The organism is Pseudomonas putida, from assembly GCF_026625125.1.
Classification (GTDB): domain Bacteria; phylum Pseudomonadota; class Gammaproteobacteria; order Pseudomonadales; family Pseudomonadaceae; genus Aquipseudomonas; species Aquipseudomonas putida_X.
Genome location: NZ_CP113097.1, coordinates 2294194 through 2317550 on the forward strand (window position 1 = coordinate 2294194; position 23357 = coordinate 2317550).

Annotated in this window: 19 protein-coding genes and 2 pseudogenes; 6 read left to right on the top strand and 15 right to left on the bottom strand. The window is 65.2% G+C overall.

Going from position 1 to position 23357, the window contains the following annotated elements; genetic code table 11:
- Window positions 1–56: 56 nt before the first annotated feature.
- The 4 genes and pseudogenes from OSW16_RS10560 to OSW16_RS10575 all read right to left on the bottom strand — a co-directional run.
- A complete protein-coding gene (locus tag OSW16_RS10560) occupies window positions 57–1319 on the bottom strand; it encodes a gallate dioxygenase (RefSeq protein WP_267822866.1) in 1263 nt (420 codons plus the stop codon).
- Between the two features lie 21 nt (window positions 1320–1340).
- The gene (locus OSW16_RS10565; protein ID WP_267822868.1) at window positions 1341–2690 is read right to left on the bottom strand and encodes an MFS transporter; all 1350 of its coding nucleotides are present in this window, start codon (window positions 2688–2690) and stop codon (window positions 1341–1343) included.
- Between the two features lie 227 nt (window positions 2691–2917).
- A pseudogene (locus tag OSW16_RS10570) lies at window positions 2918–3073 on the bottom strand (ankyrin repeat domain-containing protein); the annotation flags it as partial.
- A pseudogene (locus tag OSW16_RS10575) lies at window positions 3069–3179 on the bottom strand (catalase); the annotation flags it as partial. The pseudogenes OSW16_RS10575 and OSW16_RS10570, both read right to left, overlap by 5 nt.
- Window positions 3180–3660: 481 nt before the next feature.
- Between OSW16_RS10575 and OSW16_RS10580 the strand changes: the two are divergent.
- On the top strand, window positions 3661–4734 hold the full coding sequence (locus OSW16_RS10580; RefSeq protein ID WP_267822870.1) for an aldo/keto reductase: 1074 nt from the start codon (window positions 3661–3663) through the stop codon (window positions 4732–4734).
- Window positions 4735–4741: 7 nt separating this feature from the next.
- Here the strand turns inward: OSW16_RS10580 and OSW16_RS10585 are convergent, their stop codons facing one another.
- From OSW16_RS10585 to OSW16_RS10620, 8 genes are all read right to left on the bottom strand, one after another.
- A complete protein-coding gene (locus OSW16_RS10585) occupies window positions 4742–5707 on the bottom strand; it encodes a carbohydrate kinase family protein (RefSeq protein ID WP_267822872.1) in 966 nt (321 codons plus the stop codon).
- Between the two features lie 41 nt (window positions 5708–5748).
- On the bottom strand, window positions 5749–7239 hold the full coding sequence (gene xylB, locus OSW16_RS10590) for a xylulokinase (protein WP_267822874.1): 1491 nt from the start codon (window positions 7237–7239) through the stop codon (window positions 5749–5751).
- Window positions 7240–7252: 13 nt separating this feature from the next.
- On the bottom strand, window positions 7253–8728 hold the full coding sequence (locus OSW16_RS10595) for a mannitol dehydrogenase family protein (protein WP_241806460.1): 1476 nt from the start codon (window positions 8726–8728) through the stop codon (window positions 7253–7255).
- 11 nt (window positions 8729–8739) lie between these two features.
- On the bottom strand, window positions 8740–9852 hold the full coding sequence (locus OSW16_RS10600; RefSeq protein WP_267822876.1) for an ABC transporter ATP-binding protein: 1113 nt from the start codon (window positions 9850–9852) through the stop codon (window positions 8740–8742).
- 63 nt (window positions 9853–9915) lie between these two features.
- Window positions 9916–10749, bottom strand: coding sequence for a carbohydrate ABC transporter permease (locus tag OSW16_RS10605; RefSeq protein WP_267822878.1), 834 nt, complete (start codon window positions 10747–10749; stop codon window positions 9916–9918).
- Between the two features lie 10 nt (window positions 10750–10759).
- Window positions 10760–11683 carry a carbohydrate ABC transporter permease gene (locus tag OSW16_RS10610; protein ID WP_267822880.1) on the bottom strand — a complete coding sequence of 308 codons (924 nt, stop codon included), beginning with the start codon at window positions 11681–11683 and terminating at the stop codon, window positions 10760–10762.
- Window positions 11684–11763: 80 nt separating this feature from the next.
- Entirely contained in the window at window positions 11764–13074 is a 1311-nt protein-coding gene (locus OSW16_RS10615; protein ID WP_267822882.1) for an ABC transporter substrate-binding protein, read from the bottom strand.
- A gap of 141 nt (window positions 13075–13215) precedes the next feature.
- Window positions 13216–14121, bottom strand: a complete 906-nt coding sequence (locus OSW16_RS10620; RefSeq protein ID WP_267822884.1) for an AraC family transcriptional regulator — start codon at window positions 14119–14121, stop codon at window positions 13216–13218.
- A 122-nt stretch (window positions 14122–14243) separates the two neighbouring features.
- On the opposite strand from OSW16_RS10620, the gene OSW16_RS10625 reads away from it, so the two are divergent.
- Window positions 14244–14957, top strand: a complete 714-nt coding sequence (locus OSW16_RS10625; protein ID WP_267822886.1) for a GntR family transcriptional regulator — start codon at window positions 14244–14246, stop codon at window positions 14955–14957.
- 5 nt (window positions 14958–14962) lie between these two features.
- On the opposite strand, the gene OSW16_RS10630 is transcribed toward OSW16_RS10625, so the two are convergent.
- The 3 genes from OSW16_RS10630 to OSW16_RS10640 form a co-directional block, all read right to left on the bottom strand.
- On the bottom strand, window positions 14963–15913 hold the full coding sequence (locus OSW16_RS10630) for a PDR/VanB family oxidoreductase (protein ID WP_267822888.1): 951 nt from the start codon (window positions 15911–15913) through the stop codon (window positions 14963–14965).
- A gap of 12 nt (window positions 15914–15925) precedes the next feature.
- On the bottom strand, window positions 15926–16984 hold the full coding sequence (locus OSW16_RS10635; protein ID WP_267822890.1) for an aromatic ring-hydroxylating oxygenase subunit alpha: 1059 nt from the start codon (window positions 16982–16984) through the stop codon (window positions 15926–15928).
- A gap of 145 nt (window positions 16985–17129) precedes the next feature.
- A complete protein-coding gene (locus OSW16_RS10640) occupies window positions 17130–17600 on the bottom strand; it encodes a MarR family winged helix-turn-helix transcriptional regulator (RefSeq protein ID WP_241806451.1) in 471 nt (156 codons plus the stop codon).
- 199 nt (window positions 17601–17799) lie between these two features.
- Here OSW16_RS10640 and OSW16_RS10645 point away from each other — a divergent pair, with 199 nt between their 5' ends.
- From OSW16_RS10645 to OSW16_RS10660, 4 genes are all read left to right on the top strand, one after another.
- On the top strand, window positions 17800–18630 hold the full coding sequence (locus OSW16_RS10645; RefSeq protein WP_241806450.1) for a p-hydroxycinnamoyl CoA hydratase/lyase: 831 nt from the start codon (window positions 17800–17802) through the stop codon (window positions 18628–18630).
- A 75-nt stretch (window positions 18631–18705) separates the two neighbouring features.
- A complete protein-coding gene (locus OSW16_RS10650; RefSeq protein WP_267822894.1) occupies window positions 18706–20154 on the top strand; it encodes an aldehyde dehydrogenase in 1449 nt (482 codons plus the stop codon).
- A gap of 76 nt (window positions 20155–20230) precedes the next feature.
- Complete coding sequence (locus tag OSW16_RS10655; protein WP_267822896.1) at window positions 20231–22114, top strand: feruloyl-CoA synthase; 1884 nt, start codon at window positions 20231–20233, stop codon at window positions 22112–22114.
- Window positions 22111–23352, top strand: a complete 1242-nt coding sequence (locus tag OSW16_RS10660; protein WP_267822898.1) for a thiolase family protein — start codon at window positions 22111–22113, stop codon at window positions 23350–23352. Before OSW16_RS10655 ends, OSW16_RS10660 begins: the two co-directional genes overlap by 4 nt.
- Window positions 23353–23357 lie beyond the last annotated feature (5 nt).

Below are 23357 nucleotides of genomic sequence, written 5' to 3' on the forward strand. Positions count from 1 at the left end.
GGGAGCGGTGTGGCAGCGCGGCTCGCGCCGCCACAGGATCAAGCGGGCTGCACCGCTTAGCTGGACGTTTTGCCAGCCACTGAGTAGCGAACCTGCTGGTTGCGGGTCTTCATGAAGTCTTCGATGCTCTGCCCGCGCATGGCGGCGTAAATATCCAGGTTGGACACACCCAGCACGGCGCCCAGCTTCTCCAGCACGAAGAAGATCACCCCGTAGTGGATCAGGCCACGCCAGTCGCGGCGGCGCAGCAAGTCGCTTTCCTCTTCGTTCAGGCCCGCTTCGCGGTACAGCGTTTCGGGTTCGCTGAGGAAGCGCTGGCGCCACTGCGGCTCGATCATGCGGTGCAAGAACTTGTTCAGACGGTAGCCTTTGGCACTGCGCTCCAGGGTGTAGGGGTAGGTGCCCTCAAGCTGCTCAGCCCCTGCCAGCTGATGCTGCATGTGCTGGCGGTAACGTTCGTTGACCGGCGCCGGCAGTGCCTGGTCGCGGTTTTCCAGCAGCAGGGTGGCGATGCCGGTCATCGACGGCAGGTAGTAGCTTTGGTGCTTGCGCTCAACGTTGGCAGACAACGCGCCACGCATGATCAGCCAGGTGATCACCTCGGCACCTTCCATGCCGCCGAGCGTGGCGTACTCGGCCAGTGTCATCTCGGTCAGGCGCTGCGGGTCGTTCACCAGCAGGTCAAGGAACTGCGCGTCCCACTCCGGATTGTTGAAACCGCAACGCTCGCCATGCACCTGGTGCGACACCCCGCCGGTAGCGACGATCGCGACCTTGAGGTCTTCGGGGTAGCTCTCGATGGCGCGGCGCAGCGCCTGGCCCAGTTTGTAGCAGCGCCGCGCCGTGGGGATCGGCAGCTGCAGTACGCCGACCTGCAGCGGCACGATCTGTACGGGCCAGCTTTCATCGCAGGGCAGCAGGGCCGACATGGGCGAGAAGAAGCCGTGGTCCAGCGGCTTGTCGCGGAAGAAACTCATGTCGAACTCATCGGCCATCAGGCTCTGGCCGATGTGCCGCGACAGCGCGGCGTGGCCGCCTACTGGCGGTAGGTCCCGTGGGTTGCCGCCTTCATCGGCCACGCCGTATTGCTCGTCCACGCCCAGGGTGAAGGCACTGTAATGGTCGAAGAAGAACGAGGTGACGTGGTCGTTGAAGATGTAGAACAGCACGTCCGGCTGGCGCTGCTGCAGCCAGGTGCGGATCGGCTCGAAGCTTTCGAAGATCGGCGCCCAGGCGGCTTCTTCCTGTTTGTCGTGGTCGACTGCGAAGCCGATAGTTGGGGTGTGGGAGACGGCCAGGCCACCAATGATACGAGCCATGCGAAAGTCCTCTGTTACAAGTTACGGCGCGGTTACTGCGGGGGTCGTGCGCAGCCGGGCGTGGCCGTTGGCCAGGATCGCCAGGGCAGCGACGAATGCCGGCAGGCCGAGGAGGGTGAACAGCAGCGGCAGGCCCAGCCCCAGGCTGAGCACGGCACCACCGATGAGGGAGCCGAAAATGGCCCCGAAGCGCCCGATACCGAGCATCCAGCTTACACCTGTGGCGCGGAACTCGGTCGGGTAGTAGCCAGGGGCGAAGGCGTTCAGGCCGGTCTGCGCACCGCTCATGCAGAACCCGGCAGCCGCCACGCCCACCACCAGCAGGCTCGACTCCAGGCTCAGGGCGCCCAGTGAGACGATGCACAGGCCGCCGAGGGCGTAGGCGATGGCGATGACCCGGTTGGGGTTGCGTCGGTCCATGATCCAGCCGACCACGATTGCGCCCACTGCGCCGCCGATCTGGAACAGGCCGGTGATGGTGGCGGCGCGCTCGATGGACAGCCCGCCGTCACGCAGCAGGGTCGGCAACCAGCCCATGGTCAGGTAGATCACCAGCAGGCCCATGAAATAGGTCAGCCACAGGGCCAGGGTGCCGAACCGGTAGCGCTCGCTGAACAGCTGCCGGGCCGGTGCCTTGTGCTGGGTGGTCGGCTCATTGACGATGAAACGGGTGCCGGCAGCGAAGCGGCCGCCGAGCTTGGCCAAGGCTGCCGCAATCTGGCTGGCCGGTGCCTGGCGGGCTGCGAGGAAGCGAGCTGACTCTGGCAGCAGCCACAACAACAGTGGCAGCAATGCCAGTGGCAGAAGCCCCCCGGCAAGCAGTACCGATTTCCAGCCGTGATGAGGGATCAGCCAGGCGGACAGAAAGCCGCCCAGGCCCGAGCCCATGTTGAAGCCGGTGAACATGATGGTGATCATCAGCGAGCGGTTGCGTGTGGGCAGGTATTCGGCGAGCAGTGTGGTGCAGTTGGGCATGGCCGCGCCCAAGGCGATGCCGGTCAGCAGCCGTAGCACGGCCAGCTCATAGGGGGTGCGAGCGAAGGCGCAGGCCAGGCTCAGCAGGCTGAAACCGCTGACCGCGATCAGCAGCACTTTCTTGCGCCCCAGCCTGTCGGCATACGGGCCCGCGGTAAGTGCACCGATGGCCAGGCCCACCATGCCGGCACTCATCACCGGGCCAAAGGCGGTACGCGACAGCCCCCAGTCCTGCATCAGCGAAGGGGCGATGAAACCCATGACGGCAACATCGAAGCCGTCGAACAGCACGATCAGGAAACACAGTGACAGGATCAGCCACTGGTAGGCAGCGATGGGGCGGTTATCGATCCAGTCTTTGACATCGACAGGGGCATCGACAGAAGGCTTGAGCATGGGTGGTCACCTTTGTTCTTGTATTGGTATGAGTTCCGTCTGGTTCCAGTAAGGCTTCGAAAGCGCTACGGCCCAGCAGAAATCACCCCGCCGGACTACGGCGTGACGGCGACTGTAATCCCACGGTTCAGGCAGCGCCTGCGGGATTATCTTAACGAGATATCCAATTTTCTTATCGCAGCCCTCCGGCCGTGTGCTGGCAAGTGGCAATGCACACTGCACAGCCCTCAGCGGTGCGCCGATACGCCGTTGAGCGCACCCTGTTCGAGGCTTTGCACGCTGTTGCCCAATGCATCTGTTGCTTCGATATCGGCGCCCCGGGCGGTCAGCGCGTCGAGCAATGCTTTGCGCTGAAACATCGCCGCATACATGGCGGCCGTCTCGGATGAAGAAGGTCGGGAAGTTGTTGCCTACCAGGTCCCAGTTGCCGTCTGCGGTGTAGAACTTGGTGGCGAAGCCGCGTGGGTCACGCAGGGTCTCGGGCGAGTGTTGATGGGTATGTTGGTAAATCCCACTTGAACTGCCTCGTCAGGAGGAAGCCCAACGAACATCACCCTGAGGGCAAGCACCATGACTGAGCACAACGAAGACCCGAAACAAAGCCAGGTTCCGGCTCATTCCACGGAAGAGGAAAAGGCCAGGCTCAAGGACAAGAACAAGGACGGTATCCCGCCTGGCGCTGAGTGAGGCCTTCAAGTTGGGGCCGCTATGCGGCCCATCGCCGGCAAGCCCGGCTCCCACATGTCCAGCGCGCAGCTCAAGAACTGCGCTGTCCATGCAAGAGCCGGCAAGCCGGCTGACACAGGTCGAGCGCGCAGCTCAAGAACCGCGCCGTCCGGGTGGGAGCCGGCTTGCCGGCGATGGGCTGCGCAGCAGCCCCAAAGCGCTTAGGCATAACCAATCAGATTGAACGTTTCAGCAATTCACCCCGTCGGTACTTCCAAGTCGTTCGCATTTGGAGGCACTACCCATGAAGTACCGCACACTCGGCAACACTGGCCTGCTGGTCTCTGAACTGGTAGTCGGCACGGTCCCGTTCGGTGGGCGTGGCGCATTCGAGAAAACCGGCAGCGTGGACGTGGCACTGGCCCGGCGCATGTTCGACATGGCCTTCGACGCCGGGGTCAACCTGGTCGACACGGCAGACCTTTACTCCCACGGCCTGGCCGAAGAAATCGTCGGCCAGGCGCTGGGTGAACGGCGTCAGTCGATCATCCTCGCCACCAAGGCGCGCAGCCCGATGGGCGACAACCCCAACGACAGCGGCGCCTCGCGCTATCACCTGATCCGTGCCTGCGAAGCCAGCCTCAAGCGCTTGGGCACCGACCATATCGACCTCTACCAGATCCACAACTGGGACGGCATCACCCCTGTAGAAGAGACCCTGGCCGCGCTGGAGCATCTGGTGCAAAGCGGCAAGGTGCGTTACTTCGGCACGTCCAACTACACCGCCTGGCAGATGATGAAAACCCTCGGCAGTGCCCGGCTCAACGGCTGGCAGCAGCCGGTTTCCCAGCAGATCTACTACACCCCCGAAGCCCGTGAAGCGGAGTACGAGCTGCTGCCGATGGCGCTCGACCAGGGCCTTGCCACGCTGGTATGGGGGCCGCTGGGGGAGGGCTTGTTGACCGGCAAGGTGCGCCGCGGGCAACAGACCCCCGCCGGCACGCGCCAGGGCAATGATTGGCCGGAACCCTACGTGCATGACAAGGAGCGGGCCTACGACATCATCGAGGCGCTGATCGAGGTGGGGCGGCGCCATGGCTGCTCCCCGGCACGGGTGTGCCTGGCCTGGCTCAAGGACCGGCCAGGGATCACCAGTGTCATCACCGCGGGGCGCACGGCCGAGCAGTTGCACGACAACCTGCAGGCGGTGGAACTGGTGCTGACAAGCCAAGACCTGGAGCAGATCGAGCGGGTGACGCAGATCGCGCCGCAGTATCCGTACTGGCACCGCATCGCGGCGAAAATGGACCGCATCGACCCGGCGGAGGCACCGTTCATTGCCCTGCATCGGCAAACGATGAAGCAGCACAACGCCTGATCGGTAATCAGCCCGAGGTATCGACAGCCTGAGGCATGCGGGAAACCTCACGTTCAAACGGCAGGTCCGGCCCGACCCTGGAACAGGTCACCGCCGCCGCCGCAATGGCGTAGGTCAGTATCGCATCGACCGTCTCGCGCTCCAGCATCGCCACACCCCTCGGGCTGTCCACACCCAGTCGAGACAGGCAGGCCAGCACGGCTGCCTGGAACGTGTCCCCAGCCCCCACGGTATCGCGAACCGGCAGTGAGCTGTCCGCGGGCCTGTGCCATGACCCGTGCGCACAATGCACGCTGGCCCCCTCAGCCCCGTGGGTCACGAACACCAGCCGGCAGCGCTCGTTCAACCAGCCACGGGCTACCTCGCCAACGTCGCGCCCCGGGTACAGCACCTGCAGGTCTTCCTCGCTGGCCTTGATCAAATGTGCGTGCGCGGCAAATGCTTCAACGCGTGTGCGCCACAGCGCCACATCCGGCTGTGGGTTCAGGCGCACGTTCGGGTCCAGGCTGATCAGCCGCTGGTCGCGTTCGCGTTCCACCAATGCCAGCAGCGAGTCGGCCACGGGTGTCACCACCAGTGTGTACGACCCCACGTGCAGCCCGTGCACGTGCTCATCCAGTATCGGCAGATGCTCAAGCCGCACCTGCCGGTCGGCGCAGCCTTCGCCGCGGAACTGGTACTGCGCCGAGCCGTTGGCATCCAGGCCGACCATGGCCAGGGTGGTGGGGGCATCGCTGGTGACCAGGTGCTGGCAATCTACGCCTTCTTCCTCCAGTACCCGGCGCAGGCGCGCGCCGAGGTGGTCGCTGGACAATCCGCCGAACAACCCAGCAGCAACGCCAAGCCTGCGCAGGCCGACGGCGACGTTGAACGGCGAGCCGCCAGCGATTGCGGTAAAGCCCAGTTCTGCGCTGCGCGGGCTGTTTTCCACGCTGAAGACATCGAACAACGCCTCGCCACATACCAGATACATGAAGTTCTCCCAAACAGAAAAAAGTAAGGACAGTACCGCGATCAGCGCACAGGCAGGTGATCCAGGTAGCGTCTGTAGGCCACGCCGTAGGCGGCCTGTTGCGCCAGGTTGGGCAGCGTGCGGGTGCTTTCGTCCAGCTCGACGCAGCGCTCGCACAGGGCCTGGAGGCTGTCGCCGTCGCCCAGTTGGCGGCCAAGGCTCCAGGCGGCCTGGATGGCCGCGCCCAGTGCGGCGGCTTCGGTCTGGCGCGGGCACACCACTGGCAGGCCCAGTAGATTGGCCAGGACCTGGCGCCACAACTCGCTTTTTGCCGCCCCACCTACCAGGCGGATTTCGCTGCCCTGCAGGCCATTGGCGCGCAGCAGATCCAGGCCATAGCGCAGGCTGAAGCAGGTGCCTTCGAGCACGGCCCGGCACAGGTTGGCACGGGTCAGGTTGGCGCTGGTCATGCCATGCAGGCTGGCGCTGGCAGTGGGCAGCGCGGGTACGCGTTCGCCATCGAAAAACGGCAGCATCAACAGGCCGTCGGCGCCAACCGGCGCGTGTGCGGCGAGGGCCGTGAAGCGGGTGAGGTCAAGCTCCAGCAGGTCACGCACCAGCGCACAAGCGCTGGTCAGGTTCATCGTGCAGATCAAGGGCAGCCAGCCACCGCTGGAGGCGCAGAAGTTCGCCACCTCGCCCTTGGGGTTGAGCTGGGCATGCTCGGTGTAAGCTGCCAGGGTACCCGAGGTGCCCAGGCTGAGGGTGATCATGCCGGGGCTGATATTGCCGGTACCGATGGCGCTGAGCATGTTGTCGCCGCCGCCGGTGGCCACCCAGGCGTGAGGGTTCAGCCCCAGGCCAGCAGCAGCCTGCTCGCGTAGCGGGCCGACGCAGGCGCCAGGGGCGAGCAGCTCGGGCAGTGCCGCCAACAGGCGCTCGCCCGGCTCTATGAGTTGCAGCACATCGTTTGCCCAGCTGTTGCGGTGCACGTTGTAGTAACCGGTACCCGACGCATCGCCCGGCTCGCTGCAGGCGCGGCCTGTCAGCCAGTAATTGAGGTAGTCGTGGGGCAGCAGCACATGGGCCAGGCGGGCGAACAGGTCGGGGAAGTGCCGTTTGCTCCACAGCAGCTTAGACAGGGTATAGCCCGGGGCGATCACCAGCCCCAGCCGGTCGAGCGAGCCCTGCGGACCGCCGAGCGCGTTCAGCAGGGCCTGGTTTTCTGCCGTGGTTTCGGTGTCGCACCAGAGCTTGGCCGGGCGCAGCACGTGGCCTTGGGCGTCCAGCATCACCAGGCCATGCTGCTGGCCAGATACCGCCAGCGCACGGATGGCCTGGCCGTCGACGCCGGCCTCATGCAGTGCGCCAGCGACTGCCGTGTGCAGGGCGGCCAGCCAGTCGGCCGGGTCCTGCTCGCGGCGCCCGTTTAGGCCCCGGGCAGGCGCGTGCGCGGCACTACCAAGGCCCAGCACCTGGCCGCTGCCGGCGTCCAACACCAGCGCCTTGGTGCCCTGGGTACCGCAATCGATGCCGAGAAACAGTCCGTCCATCGCGCGCTCCGGGTCAGTCGCCAAGCACGTGGCGCAGCGTTTCGCTCACGCCAACCTCACACAGGCTGTCATACAGGCGCTCGAAAGCGCTGACGAAGGCACCGGAGGCGGGGATGACCGTGCCAAATATGGTCTCGTCGCCCAGCACCCGGGCAGCCAGCCCGTCACGCTGCACCACCCGTGCCTGGCACTGGGCCGCGCGCGGGTCGGGGATGGCATAGGTGCTGCCCTGTTCGTCTACCCCGCCCAGGTACAAGGCCCAGGCCGCCACCACCAGGGCCACGCGGTCCAGCGGCTGGCCCTGGGCAATCAGCTGGTTGGCGGTGGGGACGATGTACTTGGGAAACTTCGATGAGCCGTCCGAGCACACCCGCTCCAGTTGATCGGCGATGGCGCGGTTGGCAAAGCGCTCGGTGAGGCTGTCCTTGTAGCGTTCCAGGTCGATGCCGGGCGCCGGGGCAAGCTGCGGGGTCACGTCCAGGTCCATGAACGTGCGCATGTAGCGGCGCAGCAGTGGGTCGGCAAGGGTTTCGTGGACCAGGCGATAGCCCTGCAGGAAGCCCAGGTAGGTCAGTGCCAGGTGGCTGCCGTTGAGCAGCTTGATCTTCATTTCTTCATAGGGGGTGACGTCGTCGGTGAACTGCACGCCGACCTTTTCCCAGGCCGGGCGCCCGGCGACGAATGTGTCTTCCACCACCCACTGCAGGAACGGCTCGCACACCACCGGCCAGGCATCCTCGACGCCGTGGCGCTCGAACAGTTGTTGGCGGTGGTCGCTGCTGGTCATTGGCGTGATGCGGTCGACCATGGCATTGGGGAAGCTCACGTTCTCGCCTATCCAGCGGGCCAGGTCCGGGTCGAGCAACTGGGCAAAGGCCAGCAGCGCCTTGCGCGCCACCGCGCCATTGTGTGGAAGGTTGTCGCAGGACATCACCGTGAACGGCCCCACGCCGGCCTCGCGGCGCCGCCGCAAGGCTTCGCAGAGGAAGCCGAAGACGCCTTGCGGCGCCTGCGGGTTGGCCAGGTCGTGCTGGACCTGCGCCAGCTCGGCGCGAAACTCGCCGGTGCTGTCGTCGATGCAGTAGCCGCCTTCGGTGATGGTCAGCGAGACGATGCGGATGCCGGGCTCGGCCAGTTTGGCCAGCAGCGCCTGGGCGTCGTCCTCGGCCAGAAGCATATCATTGAGGGCACCGATCACCCGCACTTCGGTGTCAGGTTGGTCGTCCAGCACGAACAGGGTGTACAGGTAGCCCTGCGCCGCCAGAGCGTCGCGCATGGCGCGGTCTTCGCTGCGCAGGCCGGCGCCGCAGATGGCCCAGTCCAGCCCTTCGCCGCGGTTCATCAGGGCGTCGGTGTAGGCCGCCTGGTGGGCGCGGTGGAACCCACCTACGCCAATGTGCACGATGCCCTGGCGCAGTTGCGAGGGCGCGTAGGAAGGGCGGGCGACCGTAGGCGCCAGCAGGTCGAGGTGGTGCGGGTCGAGTTTCATCGCGTGTGTCCTCAGGCCGCGTGCTGCAGGCGTTTGTCCAGGGCTTGGCCGTTGCTGTCGAACAGGTGGCAGTGGCCCGGGTCGAAGGTCAGGTCCAGGGGCGCGCCGTAGGCCGGCGCAAAGTCGCCGCGCACCCGTACGGTGAGCATTTCCCCGGAGCCGGCACGTACATGGCAGTAGCTGTCGCTGCCCAGGCGTTCACTGACGTCGGCGGTCACCTGCAGTGAGCCGGGTGTGCCGTGCCCAGTGCTGGCGATGTTCAGGTGCTCCGGGCGGATGCCCAGCGTCACGGGGCTGCCAGCGGGCAGGGCGTCTGCGCTCAGTGCCAGGCTGACACGGGCGCCGCACTCAAGGGTGACCTCGCTCTGTGTGCCCTGGCTGTGGCTCAGGTGGCCGCGCAGAAAGCCCATTTTCGGGGTGCCGAGAAAACCTGCGACGAACAGGTTGGCCGGGTGGTGGTACAGCTCCAGCGGCGAGCCGACCTGCTCGATGCGCCCGCCGTTGAGCACCACCACCTTGTCGGCCAGGGTCATAGCCTCGACCTGGTCGTGGGTCACGTAGATCATGGTCGCGGCCAGCTCCTGGTGCAGGCGCGCAAGCTCCAGCCGCATCTGCACGCGCAGGGCGGCGTCGAGGTTCGACAGCGGCTCATCGAACAGGAAAATCTTCGGGTTGCGCACGATCGCCCGGCCGATCGCCACCCGCTGGCGCTGGCCACCCGACAGTTGCCGCGGCTTGCGTTCGAGCAACGGTTGCAGTTCGAGGATGCGTGCGGCGTTGTCGACTTTGGCCTGCACGTCACGCTTGTCCACGCCGGCCAGGTCCAAGGCGAACGACAGGTTCTTGCGAACGGTCATGTGCGGGTAAAGCGCGTAGGTTTGGAACACCATGGCCAGGTCACGTTTGGCCGGGGCGGTGTCAGTGATGTCGACGCCGTCCAGGGTGATATGGCCGCCGCTGACCTCCTCAAGCCCGGCGATCAGCCGCAGCAGGGTCGACTTGCCACACCCGGACGGGCCGACGAAGACCACGAACTCACGGTCGCGCACCTCCAGGTCGATGCCCTTGATGATGGCGTGGCCATCGAAGCCTTTGTGCAGGTTGCGGATCTTCAGGTCAGCCATGGCGAATGTCCTCTGCGGCGGCCGGCAATGGGGTTGATCGAGCAGGTGTCGCGGGGAGCTGGGTCATTTGACGGCCCCGAACGAGAGGCCACGCACCAGCTGCTTTTGGCTGATCCAGCCGAAAATCAGGATGGGCGCGCAGGCCAGGGTCGAGACGGCCGAAAGCTTGGCCCAGAACAGCCCCTCGGGGCTTGAGTAGGAGGCCACCAGCGCGGTCAGTGGCGCGGCCGCTGAAGAGGTCAGGTTGAGCGACCAGAACGCCTCGTTCCAGCACAGGATCAACGACAGCAGCACGGTCGAGGCAAGCCCGCCGCGGGCGATCGGCAGCAGCACGCGGACGATTTCCTGCCAGGTGCCGGCACCGTCCAGGCGCGCGGCTTCAAGGATGTCCACCGGGATGTCCTTGAAGTAGGTGTACACCATCCACACCACGATCGGCAGGTTGATTAGGGTGTAGACGATGATCAGCGCCAGGCGCGAGTCGAGCAGGCCGAACTGCTTGGCCAACAGGTAGATGGGCATCAGCACGCCCACCGGCGGCAGCATCTTGGTCGACAGCATCCACAGCAGCGTGCGCTTGGTGTGGCGGGTTTCGAAAAAGGCCATGGAGTAAGCCGCCGGCACTGCGATAAGCATGCACAGCGCGGTGGCCGAGAAAGCGATCAGCACCGAATTCCAGGCGTAGGCGAAATAGTCGCTGCGGTCGTTGATGTGCAGGTAGTTTTCCAGCGTTGGCGCGAAGATGAACTGCGGCGGGGTGGCGAAGGCATCGAGCTCAGTCTTGAAGCTGGTCAGCAGCATCCAGAAGATCGGGAAGAAGATCGTCAGGGCGATGCCCCAGCACAGCAGGCCAATCAATGCGTCGCGCAGGCGGCGGGTTTGCTTGAGTGACAGCATGGCGGGCTCCTCAGCGGCGCTCGGTCAGGTTCTTGCCGATCATCCGTACCAGCACGATGGCGGCGATGTTGGCGATCAACACGGCGATCAGCCCGCCCGCCGAGGCCATGCCCACGTCGAACTGCAGCAGCGCCTGGTTGTAGATCAGGTAGGCGAGGTTGGTCGACTCATAGCCCGGGCCGCCGCTGGTGGTGGTGAAGATTTCGGCGAACACCGACAGCAGGAAGATGGTCTCGATCATCACCACCACGGCAATCGGGCGGGCCAGATGCGGCAGGGTCAGGTGCCAGAAGATCGCCAGCGGCCCGGCGCCGTCCAGGCGTGCGGCTTCTTTCTGTTCCTGGTCCTGCGACTGCATGGCGGTCATCAGGATCAAGATGGCGAACGGCAGCCACTGCCAGGAGACGATCAGGATGATCGACAGCAGCGGGTAGTGCGCCAGCCAGTCCACCGGCTGTGCGCCGAACAGCCGCCACACGGCGGCGAGGATGCCCGACACCGGGTGGAATATCAGGTTCTTCCACAGCAGCGCGCTGACGGTGGGCATGATGAAGAACGGTGAAATCAGCAGCACCCGCACCACGCCGCGGCCCCAGAACTCGCCGGCCTCCAGCAGCGCCGCGATGAGCACGCCAAACACCACGCTGATCGCCAGCACACTGCCGACCAGGGTCAGGGTGTTGAGGGCGCCGGGCATGAAGCCTGGGTCGGTGACGAAGTACGCGAAGTTCTCCAGGCCGACGTACGCATTTTCGCCCGGGTACAGCAGGTTGTAGCGGATCAGGGAAAAATACAGGGTCATGCCCAAGGGCATGACCATCCACAACAGCAGCAGCGCCACTGAAGGGCTGACCAGGAACCAGCCCGGCCCGACGCGGCGTTTGCCGGGGCGTGGGGTGGCGAGGGTCGGGGTATCGAGGGCCGAAGTGTCCATGGCGACTCCGTGTGCAGCGACAAGGGCGGACGGCAGCCATCCGCGCGCCAGGCGTTGGCGCGCAGATGGCCACGGCTGGGCTACTTGGGATAACCGGCGCGCTTCATCTCGCGTTCGGTGGACTGCTGTGCGGCGGCAAGCACTTGGTCGACCTTCATCTGCCCGGTCAGGGCGGCGGAGAACAGCTTGCCGACCTGCGTACCAATGGCCTGGAACTCAGGGATGGTCACCAATTGAATACCCACGTACGGCACGGGCTTGAGCGTGGGGTGGTTGGGGTCGACGCGCTTGAGCGACTCCAGCGTCACCTTGGCGAACGGCGCAGCGGCCAGGTAGGCGTCGCTGTAGGTCGAGGCGCGGGTGCCTGGTGGCACGTTGGCCACGCCTTCCTTGTCGGCCACCAGCTTGCCGTAGGCTTCGGACGTGGCCCAGGTGCTGAAGGCCTTCGCCGCGTCCTTGGCCTTGGAGCTGCTTGGGATGGCCAGCGCCCAGGCATACAGCCACGAGGCGCCCTTGTCGGTGACCTCCTTTGGCGCAAAGGTGAAGCCGACCTGGTCGGCGACCTTGCTCTGGGTCTTGTCGGTGACGAACGAGCCGGCAACGCTGGCATCGACCCACATCGCGCACTTGCCGCTGTTGAACAGCGCCAGGTTTTCGTTGAAACCGTTGCTCGACGCGCCAGGCGGGCCGTACTGCTTCAAGGTATCGACGTAGAAGTTCAGCGCGTTCTTCCACGCGCTGCCGGTGAATTCCGGCTGCCACTGTTCGTTGAACCAACGTGCGCCAAAGGCATTGGCCACGGTGCCGATCAGCGCCATGTTCTCGCCCCAGCCGGCCTTGCCGCGCAGGCAGATGCCGTACTGGCCCTGGTCGGGGTGGTGGAGTTTGGCGGCGAACTCACCCAGCTGGGTCCAGGTTGGTTGCTCGGGCATGCTCAGCCCTGCGTTCTGGAACAGGTCCTTGCGGTAGTAGGTGATCGAGGCTTCGGCGTAGAAGGGCAGGGCATACAGCGTACCGTTGGCCGACAAGCCATTGCGCACGGACGGGAACACGTCGTCGAGGTTGTAATCGGCCGGCAGGTCCTTCATTGGCTCCAGCCAGCCTTTGGCGCCCCACAGCGCCGCTTCATACATGCCGATGGTCAGTACGTCGAACTGCCCGCCCTGGGTGGCGATGTCGGTAGTCAGGCGCTGGCGCAGCACGTTTTCTTCAAGCACGACCCACTTGAGCCTGATGTCCGGGTGCTGTTCTTCGAACACCTTGGCCAGGCGCTGCATGCGGATCATATCGTTGTTGTTGACCGTGGCGATGGTCAGTGTTTCGGCGCCCTGGGCCAATAGCGGCAGGCTGAGGCAGGCAGCGGCCAGGCAGGCCTTGATCGCGTCGTTCATCTATGAACTCCCTTACCGGGCCGGCTGACGGCACGGAAGACATTATTATTTTTGTGTCGCTGGCGCTGATTACACCCCCGTACGGCGTTGGCGACAAAGCGTGGACTGCACGCCGGCTGATACTTTTTTGCAGTGGTTCGCTCAGTGACGGTTCTGCTCGGTCAGCCGCTGGGTCACCAGGCTGCGGTAGTCGGAGGGGGTCATGCCTTTGAGCTGTTGAAAGCGCCGGTTGAAATTGGACAGGTTGCTGAAGCCTGATTCGAAGCACACCTCGGTCACCGGCAGGTCGCTTTTGGCCAGCAATTCGCAGGCCTTGCTGACCCGCAGGCGGTTGACGAACTCAACAAAACCGCGCCCGGCCGCCTGTTTGAAAAAGCGTGAGAAGTAGGTGGGGGTCATGCCCAGATGCTCGGCCACTTCGTTCTGGGTCAAGTCCTGGGCGTAGTGCTGGAAGATGTAGTCCACCGCCCGGTTGATGCGCTCGACGTTGTGCTCGTCAGCCAGGTGCGAGGAGGTGACCGTGGACAATAACTGGTAGTCCTCGCAGCCGGCGAGCTGTTCCATGAGGATAAAAAAGTATCCAAGGCGGGTCATGCCCCGGCTGTCCGCGATGCGTTGCAACAGCTTGCGGCTCTCGGCGATCAGCGCCGGGTCACGGAACTCGATGCCGTAGTGCGCGCGGGCCAGCAACGGGCTGAGTTGGTGCAGTTCAGAAAACACCCGGCTGCCGCTGTGCAGCACCTCGTCGGTGAAATTGACCAGCATGTCGCGCTGGCTGAACACCTCGTCGGGGCCGGCCTGGCTGATCCAGTTGTGCGGCAGGTTGGGGCCTGTGAGGAACAGCGTGTTCGGCCCGAAGCTGCCGATGTAGTCGCCGATGAACACTTTGCCGGCGCTGGCCACGATCAGGTGCAGTTCGTATTCCTTGTGGAAATGCCAGCGCACCAGCGGGCTGGGGAAGCCATGCTGGCGGTAGATCAGTGAGTCGCCCTCGTGGTCGTCCATCAACTCGTAGGACGGGTCGGTGACTTTGCTCGTTCTGGGCATGGCGCTGATGGGCTCCGGAGGACGAAGGGGCATCGTAGCCTGAACAGGGCAGGTGTTACAGGCCGCCAAGCGCGCCCGCGCTTGCGGTAAGATGCGCGCTTCTGTCTCTGGAACCTCCCTGGATGAGCAAGCCCGGTCAAATGGTGCTGATCGCGTTGCGCAAGATGATCGCTTCGGGCGAACTGGCGGCTGGCGCGCGGCTGATGGAAGTGCCCACCGCCGAACGGTTCGGCGTCTCACGCATGCCCGTACGCATGGCATTCCGAACCCTGGAGCAGGAGGGCCTGCTGGTGCGTTGCGGCGGCCGGGGCTTCCAGGTGCGTTCGGTCAGCGCCGAGGACATCGCCGGTGCCGTGGAGGTGCGCGGTGTACTCGAAGGCCTGGCGGCCCGCCAGGCGGCTGAGCGTGGCCTGCTGCCAGCGGCGCGCGAGGCGTTGCAGCGCTGCCTGGTCGAAGGCGACCTGTTGTTCGGCAAGGGGTATGTAAGCGAAGAGGACTTGCACGCCTATCACGACCTGAACATGCGCTTTCACCAGGTGATCGTCGAGGCCAGCCACAACCCGGCCATCGCCGATGCCCTGGCGCGCAACGATCACCTGCCGTTCGCTTCGGTCACCGCGCTGGCGGTGGACCGTCACGACCTTGCCCGTGAATACCGGCGCTTCAACTTCGCGCACATGCAGCACCATGCGGTGTTCGACGCGCTCATCCACGGCCAGGGTGCCCGCGCCGAGGCGATCATGCGCGAGCATGCCAATGCCACGCTGCGCTATGCCGAAACCTTTGGCGGGGCCACGAAGGACGAGGGCATGAAAGTGATCCTGCCCTCGTCCTGAGCCGTTTACAGGTCCAGTACCAGCAGGGGCGTCTTCGCCCGCGAACAGCACGGTGTGAACTGATCGTTCAGCGCCTGTTCCTGTTCCGTGAGGAACAGGTCGCGGTGCTCTGGCGTGCCCTGCAGCACACGGGTCAGGCAGGTGCCGCAAATGCCTTGTTCACAGGAAACGGCGATCTCGATGCCGTGGCGTTCCAGCACCTGCACCACGCTCTGGTCGGCCGGCACCTCGAACACCTGGCCGGTGCTGCCTAGCTGCACCGAGAAGCTGCCGTCGTCGCTGTTTTCAACCGGTGCTGCGGCGAAGTATTCGCGGTGCAGGTTGGCCTGCTGCCAGCCCAGCTGCCGGGCGGTGTCCAGCACGTGCTGCATGAAGCCGCCCGGGCCGCACACGTAAAGGTGCACATCATCCTGCGCGGTGCCCAGCACCTGGGCGATGTCCAGGGCGGTCTCCGGCTGCTCGTCAAAATGCACGAACAGGCGGTCAGCGAACGGTGCGGCGCGCAGGCGCTCGACGAAGGCCGCGCGTTCGCTGGAGCGGGCGCAGTAGTGCAGCTCGAAATCGTCGCCGTTGCAGGCCAGCTGTTCAGCCATGCACAGCAGCGGCGTGATGCCGATGCCGCCGGCGAACAGCACGCTGCGCCGGGCGCCCTGGGCCAGCGGGAACAGGTTGCGCGGGGCGCTGATGCGCAGGCGGTGGCCGGCCTGCACCTGCTCGTGAAGGCTGCGCGAACCGCCGCGTGAGGCCGGGTCGTTGAGCACACCGATCAGGTAGCGGTGGCGTTCGGCGGGGTGGTTGCACAGGGAATACTGGCGCACCAGCCCATCCGGCAGGTGCACATCGATGTGCGCGCCGGCGCTGAAGGGCGGCAATGGGCTGCCATCGGCGGCTGCCAGCTCGAAGCTGCAGATGCCTTGGGCTTCGATGTTGCGGGATACCACTACGGCATCGATCATGGCGCGGGCTCCTCAGGCGTGGGTGGCGATCACGTGCGGTTGGGGCGCGTGCTCTTTGGCGATCAGCCGCTCCAGCACCTTGCGTGCCTGTACGCCGCCGGCGTCGATGTTGAGTTTGAGCAGGTTGCGCTCGGGGTAGGCGAGCAGGTTCTGCTGCTGGCGTTCGAGCATGTCCAGGTCTTCGCTGAATATCTTGCCCTGGCCTTCTCGGATGCTCTCGGTCAGGGCCTGATCGTGGGCGGCAAAATTGCGCGCCATGCCCCAGAAGTACCAGATCGACGTGTCGCTCTCGGGGGTGATGAAATCGACCACGATGCTCGAGGCCTTGTGCTCGACCGGGGCGTGGTAGCCGCCGTGGCCGGCATGCGCCACACCCACTTCGATCAGTACATGGCTGGGCGGTGTGAAGCGGCAGATCTGCCAGCGGTCCACCGGCACGTCATCGGCCAGGCCATTGCCGCGCAGGGCCATGCGCCAGAAGGGCGGGGGCATGATGTTTTCCATGTGCCGGGCGGTGACCACTTCGTCGCCGCTCACCGTGGTGACGGGGTGCGCCTCGTCGATTTCTTTCTGGCCGATGCTGGAGGCGTGCACATAGGTTTCGTGGGTGAGGTCCATCAGGTTGTCGATCATCAGGCGGTAATCGCAGCCGATGTGGAACAACCCGCCGCCATAGGCCCACTCATCGCTGGCCGCCCAGGGCAGCTGCGGGATCAGGGCGGGGTCAGCCTGGGCCTGGTCACCCGGCCAGACCCAGATGAAGCCATGGCGCTCGACCACGGCAAGAGCCTTGTTGCAGGGGAAGCCACGCACCCGTTGGCCCGGCATGTCGACGGTTTTGCCATCACAGCCCATCACCAGCCCGTGATAGCCGCACACCAGGTTGCCGTTTTCGACAAAACCCAGCGACAACGGCGCGCCGCGGTGGGGGCAAAAGTCTTCGACGGCCGCCACGCGGTTTTCGCTGGGGCGGTAGAACACGATCTTTTCCCCGCAAATCTGCCGGCCCAAGGGCTTCTCGGCGATTTCGTCAGGGGTGCAGGCGACATACCAGGCGTTTTTCGGGTACATGAAGGACCTCCGATTGTTGTTATTTAATGGATCCATTAATACCCGAGCTGAAAAGCTGGTCAATGGTAAATCCCAACAAAAATTGGAGGTTGTGCGATTATCGTACGTTTAATGGATCCATTATGCCGTTTGCGGATGAACCAACCTAGTCCTTGTAGATTTTCGTCAGCAGCCGCAGCAGTTGTGCGCGCTCATCCTCGTCAAGGCTGGCAGTAGCCTCCCGGTCGCTGTCGCTGGCGATCTGCTTGAGCTGCTTGAGCATCGCTTCACCCGACTTGCTCAAGAAGATGCCGTAGGAACGCTTGTCTGGCTTGCAGCGTACTCGCACGGCCAGCGCGCGCTCTTCCAGTTTGTTCAGCAGCGGCACCACTTGCGGCGGCTCGATCGCCAAGGCACGCGCCAGGTCCGCCTGCATCAAGCCTGGGTTCTGCTCGATAATCGCCAGCGCAGAGAACTGCGCCGGGCGCAGGTCGTAGGCCGACAACCGGCCGATCAGGTGCTGGAACAGCTTCAGTTGGGCGCGGCGCAATGCATAGCCGAGCAGGTCTTCGAGGACCGTATCGTCAGGCGGCGTGGGCAGGGAAGCGGTGTCGTCGGTTCGGGCAGACCTTGCCATCGGGTTGCATGCTCCTGGTTCATGAGTAAGAAAGTTACCCAGTTTGCCTGCGCCGGCACGATCCGGCTAGGGGAGCTCAGGCCAAAAAGCCTCTCAACCGGCTGGAAGGCAAAGATAATTTTCATAATAGTTAATTGACATAACTAATTTGCCAGATTAGCTTGATGGTCACCACCCCGAACAACAAGAGTGCAGAACCATGAGCAAATACGAAGGCCGCTGGACCACCGTGAAGGTCGAACTGGAGTCGGGCATCGCCTGGGTAACCCTCAACCGCCCGGAAAAGCGCAATGCCATGAGCCCCACCCTGAACCGGGAAATGGTCGACGTGCTGGAAACCTTGGAGCAGGACGCCGAGGCCGGCGTGCTGGTGCTGACCGGGGCAGGTGAGTCGTGGACGGCGGGCATGGACCTCAAGGAATACTTCCGCGAAGTCGACGCCGGCCCTGAAATCCTTCAGGAAAAAATCCGCCGTGAAGCCTCGCAATGGCAGTGGAAGCTGCTGCGCATGTACGCCAAGCCGACCATCGCCATGGTCAACGGCTGGTGCTTCGGTGGCGGTTTCAGCCCACTGGTGGCGTGCGATCTGGCGATCTGCGCCAACGAGGCCACCTTCGGCTTGTCGGAAATCAACTGGGGCATCCCACCTGGCAACCTGGTGAGCAAGGCGATGGCCGATACCGTTGGCCATCGTCAGTCGCTGTACTACATCATGACCGGCAAGACCTTCGGCGGTGCCAAAGCCGCCGAGATGGGCCTGGTCAACGAGAGCGTGCCGTTGGCCCAGCTGCGCGAGACGACCCGCGAGCTGGCGCTGAACCTGCTGGAGAAAAACCCGGTGGTGCTGCGTGCCGCCAAGAACGGCTTCAAGCGCTGCCGCGAACTGACCTGGGAGCAGAACGAAGACTACCTCTACGCCAAGCTCGACCAGTCCCGGCTGCTGGACACCGAGGGCGGTCGCGAGCAGGGCATGAAGCAGTTCCTCGATGACAAGTCCATCAAGCCGGGCCTGCAGGCTTACAAACGCTGAGGGCCAGCGCGGGCTGTGCCGCCCCTGGCCACAGCCTGCGGATATTTCTCTATAACCACAACAAGAGGAATGAGCATGTTGCAGGTGCCTTTGCTGATTGGCGGGCAGTCGCGCCCCGCCAGTGATGGACGAACCTTCCAGCGCTGCAACCCGGTCACCGGTGAGGTGGTGTCGCAAGCCGCTGCCGCCACCCTGGCCGATGCCGATGCGGCGGTGGCCGCGGCCAGCGCAGCGTTCCCGGCCTGGGCCGCGCTGGCGCCCGGTGAACGGCGCAGCCGCTTGCTGGCCGGCGCCGACCTGTTGCAGGCGCGGGCTGCCGAGTTCATCGCCGCCGCCGGCGAAACCGGGGCCATGGCCAACTGGTATGGCTTCAACGTGAAGCTGGCCGCCAACATGCTGCGCGAAGCCGCGGCCATGACCACACAGGTTACCGGTGAGGTCATCCCTTCGGACGTGCCTGGCAGCTTCGCCATGGCCTTGCGCGCACCGTGCGGTGTGGTGCTGGGCATCGCGCCGTGGAATGCCCCGGTGATCCTCGCCACGCGGGCCATCGCCATGCCGCTTGCCTGTGGCAACACCGTGGTGCTGAAGGCCTCCGAGGTCAGCCCGGCGGTGCACCGGTTGATCGGCCAGGTGCTCCACGATGCCGGCTTGGGCGAGGGTGTGGTCAATGTGATCAGCAATGACCCGGCCGATGCGCCTGCCATCGTCGAGCGGCTGATCGCCAACCCAGCGGTGCGCCGCGTCAATTTCACCGGGTCCACCCAGGTGGGGCGTATCGTCGGCGAGCTGGCTGCCCGGCACCTGAAACCTGCTTTGCTCGAACTGGGCGGCAAGGCGCCGCTGCTGGTGCTCGACGACGCCGACCTGGACGCCGCCGTAGCCGCCGCAGCGTTCGGGGCGTACTTCAACCAGGGCCAGATCTGCATGTCCACCGAGCGCCTGGTGGTCGACGACCGCATCGCCGACAGGTTCGTCGACAAGCTGGCGGCCAAGGTCGCCGGGCTGCGCGCTGGCGACCCGCAGGCCAGCACCTCGGTGCTCGGTTCGCTGGTCAGCGGTGCGGCCGGCGAGCGCATCAGGGCGCTGATCGACGATGCCGTGGCCAAGGGCGCACGCCTGGTATGCGGCGGCCAGCTGGACGGCAGCATCCTGCAACCCACCTTGTTGGACAACGTCGACGCAAGCATGCGCCTGTATCACGAAGAGTCCTTCGGGCCGGTCGCGGTGGTGCTGCGCGCGCAGGGCGATGAAGCCTTGTTGACGCTGGCCAACGACTCGGAATTCGGCCTGTCGTCAGCCATCTTCAGCCGCGACACCAGCCGTGCGTTGGCCTTGGCCCAGCGTGTGGAGTCGGGTATCTGCCATATCAACGGCCCGACCGTGCATGACGAAGCGCAGATGCCCTTCGGTGGGGTCAAGGCCAGCGGCTACGGTAGCTTCGGCAGCCGCACCGCCATCGATCAATTCACCCAGCTGCGCTGGGTCACCCTCCAGCACGGACCCAGGCATTACCCCATCTAGGCAACGCGCATCATTGGCCGTCGTCCGTACTGTCGGGCGGCGGCAGGCTGTACAACAATAACAAGGAGCAACCTGCGTGAATAACCAAGCCCGCACAGGGTCGCGCGACCCTGGCCAAAGCCCGCGCTACCGGCAGGTGTCCATCGGGCATCCCCAGGTGCAGTTCAGCGAGGCCGAAGGCATATTGCGCATGCAAGCCGTCGAGCCCCTGGCGCCGCTGCCGGCGCGCCTGCTCGACCGGCTGCTGCACTGGGCCGTACAGCGCCCGGACACTACCTTCATTGCCGCGCGGCAGCCCGATGGGGCCTGGCGCGCGATCACCTACGCGCAAATGCTCGTGCAGGTCCGTACCATCGCCGCCAACCTGCTGGGCTTTGGCCTGAGCGCCGAGCGGCCGCTGGCGCTTTTTTCCGGCAACGATATCGAGCACCTGCAGATCGCCTTGGGCGCCATGTATGCCGGCATCCCGTATTGCCCGGTGTCGCCGGCCTACGCACTGTTGTCCCAGGACTTCGCCAAGCTGCGCCATGTGTGTGAGGTACTGACCCCAGGGCTGGTGTTCACCACCGACACCCAACCGTTCCAGCGGGCCTTCGATGCCGTCCTGGATGCCTCGGTGGCGGTGGTGAGCGTGCATGGCCAGGCCCCGGGCCGTCGGCACCTGGGCTTCGACAGCCTGCTGCAGCCGTGCGACCTTGCGCCCGCCGACGCCGCGTTTGCCGCCACCGGGCCCGACACTATCGCCAAGTTCCTCTTCACCTCTGGCTCCACCAAGCTGCCCAAGGCGGTGGTCACCACACAACGCATGCTGTGCGCCAACCAGCAGATGCTGTTGCAGACCTTCCCGGTGTTCGCCGAAGAGCCGCCGGTGCTGGTGGACTGGCTGCCGTGGAACCACACCTTCGGCGGCAGCCACAACCTGGGCATCGTGCTGTACAACGGCGGCAGCTTCTACCTGGATGCCGGCAAGCCCACCCCGCAAGGCTTCGGCGAAACCTTGCGCAACCTGCGCGAAATTTCCCCCACCGCCTACCTGACCGTGCCCAAGGGCTGGGAAGAGCTGGTCAAGGCGCTGGAGCAGGACGCGCAGTTGCGCGAGGTGTTCTTTGCCCGCATGAAGCTGTTTTTCTTCGCTGCCGCCGGGCTTTCGCAAAGCGTGTGGGACCGCCTGGACCGCATCGCCGAGCAGCACTGTGGCGAGCGCATCCGCATGATGGCTGGCCTGGGCATGACCGAGGCGGCGCCGTCCTGCACCTTCACTACCGGGCCTTTGTCCCTGGCCGGCTACGTGGGCTTGCCTGCCCCAGGTTGCGAAGTGAAGCTGGTGCCGCTGGATGGCAAGCTGGAGGCGCGCTTTCGCGGCCCGCACATCATGCCCGGCTATTGGCGCTCGCCGCAGCAAACGGCCGAGGCGTTCGATGATGAAGGCTTTTACTGCTCGGGCGATGCCTTGAAGCTCGCCGATGCGCAGCAGCCCGAGCAGGGCCTGATGTTCGATGGGCGCATTGCCGAAGACTTCAAGTTGTCGTCCGGCGTGTTCGTCAGCGTCGGCCCGCTGCGTAACCGTGCGGTGCTCGAAGGCTCGCCCTATGTGCAAGACATCGTGGTGGCCGCGCCGGACCGCGAATGCCTGGGCATCCTGGTGTTCCCGCGTTTGCCCGAATGCCGCCAACTGGCCGGGCTATCGGCCGAAGCCAGCGATGCCGACGTGCTCGGCAGCGACGCGGTGCGCAGCTGGTTCGCCGCTTGGCTGCAGCGCCTGAACCGTGACGCCCAGGGCAACGCCAGCCGCATCGAATGGTTGTCACTGCTGGTGGAGCCGCCGTCGATCGACGCCGGGGAGATCACTGACAAAGGTTCGATCAACCAGCGCGCGGTGTTGCAGCGCCGGGCTGACAAGGTAGCGGCGCTGTACCGTGGCGAAGACCCGACCGTGCTGCCCGCGCAGGTGCGCCCGTGAGCAGTGGCGGGCTGTGCACGGCGTTCGACGATGTGGCCATCGTGGAGATGGTACGGACGCCCTGGGTCGACCTTGGCGGTGCGCTCGCCGCGGTTTCACCGATCGACCTGGGCATCAAGGCCGGGCGGGCGGTGCTGGCACGGGCCGGTATCGCCCCACAGGCGGTGGACAGCGTGCTGGCCGGCAGCATGGCCCAGGCCAGTTTCGATGCGTACCTGCTGCCGCGCCATATCGGGCTGTACTGCGGGGTGCCGCAAGCCGTACCCGCACTGGCAGTGCAGCGTATCTGCGGCACCGGCCTGGAGCTGTTGCGCCAGGCCGGGGAACAGTTGCGCAGTGGCGTGCAGCAGGTACTGTGCGTGGGCGCCGAGTCGATGTCGCGCAACCCGATCGCGGCTTATGAGCACCGTGGCGGCTTTCGCCTCGGCGCGCCGGTAGGGTTCAAGGACTTTCTTTGGGAGGCGCTGTACGACCCGGCTGCCGGAGTGGACATGATCGGTACCGCAGAAAACCTGGCACGCGCGCATGGCCTTGGCCGCGAGGCGGTGGATGCCTGGGCGCTGCGCAGCCATCAGCGTGCGCTGCAGGCTCAGCAGCAGGGCTGGTTCGATGAGGAAATCGTCGAGGTCACGGCAGAGGCTTTCAGCGCTGACGGCTGCCTGCCGCGCGGCATCGAACTGCCACGCGGGGTGGCCCATGTCAGCCACGACAGCCACCCGCGGCCTACCGATGCCCCAGCGCTGGCCCGCTTGCGTGCGGTGCACGCCGGTGGCGTGCAAACCGCGGGCAACAGTTGTGCGGTGGTCGATGGCGCGGCGGCAGCGTTGGTGAGGCGTTTTTCCACGTGCTCCCAGCCACCGTTGGCCCGCCTGCTGATGGCCACCGCCGTGGGTGTGCCCCCCAGCACCATGGGCATCGGGCCGGCCCCGGCGATTGCCCTGCTGCTCGAACGCAGTGGCCTGCGCCTAGAGCAGGTCGACCGCTTCGAAATCAACGAAGCGCAAGCCGCCCAGGTGCTGGCGGTGGCCCAGGCCCTGCAACTGGATGAGGCAAAACTCAACGTCCATGGCGGGGCCATCGCCCTGGGCCACCCCTTGGCCGCCACCGGCTTGCGCCTGGTGCATACCCTGGCCCGCCAACTGCGCCAGGGCAACCTGCGTTATGGCATCGCTGCGGCCTGCATCGGCGGCGGCCAGGGCATGGCGGTGCTGATCGAAAACCCCCACTTCGCGGCTTGAAACCG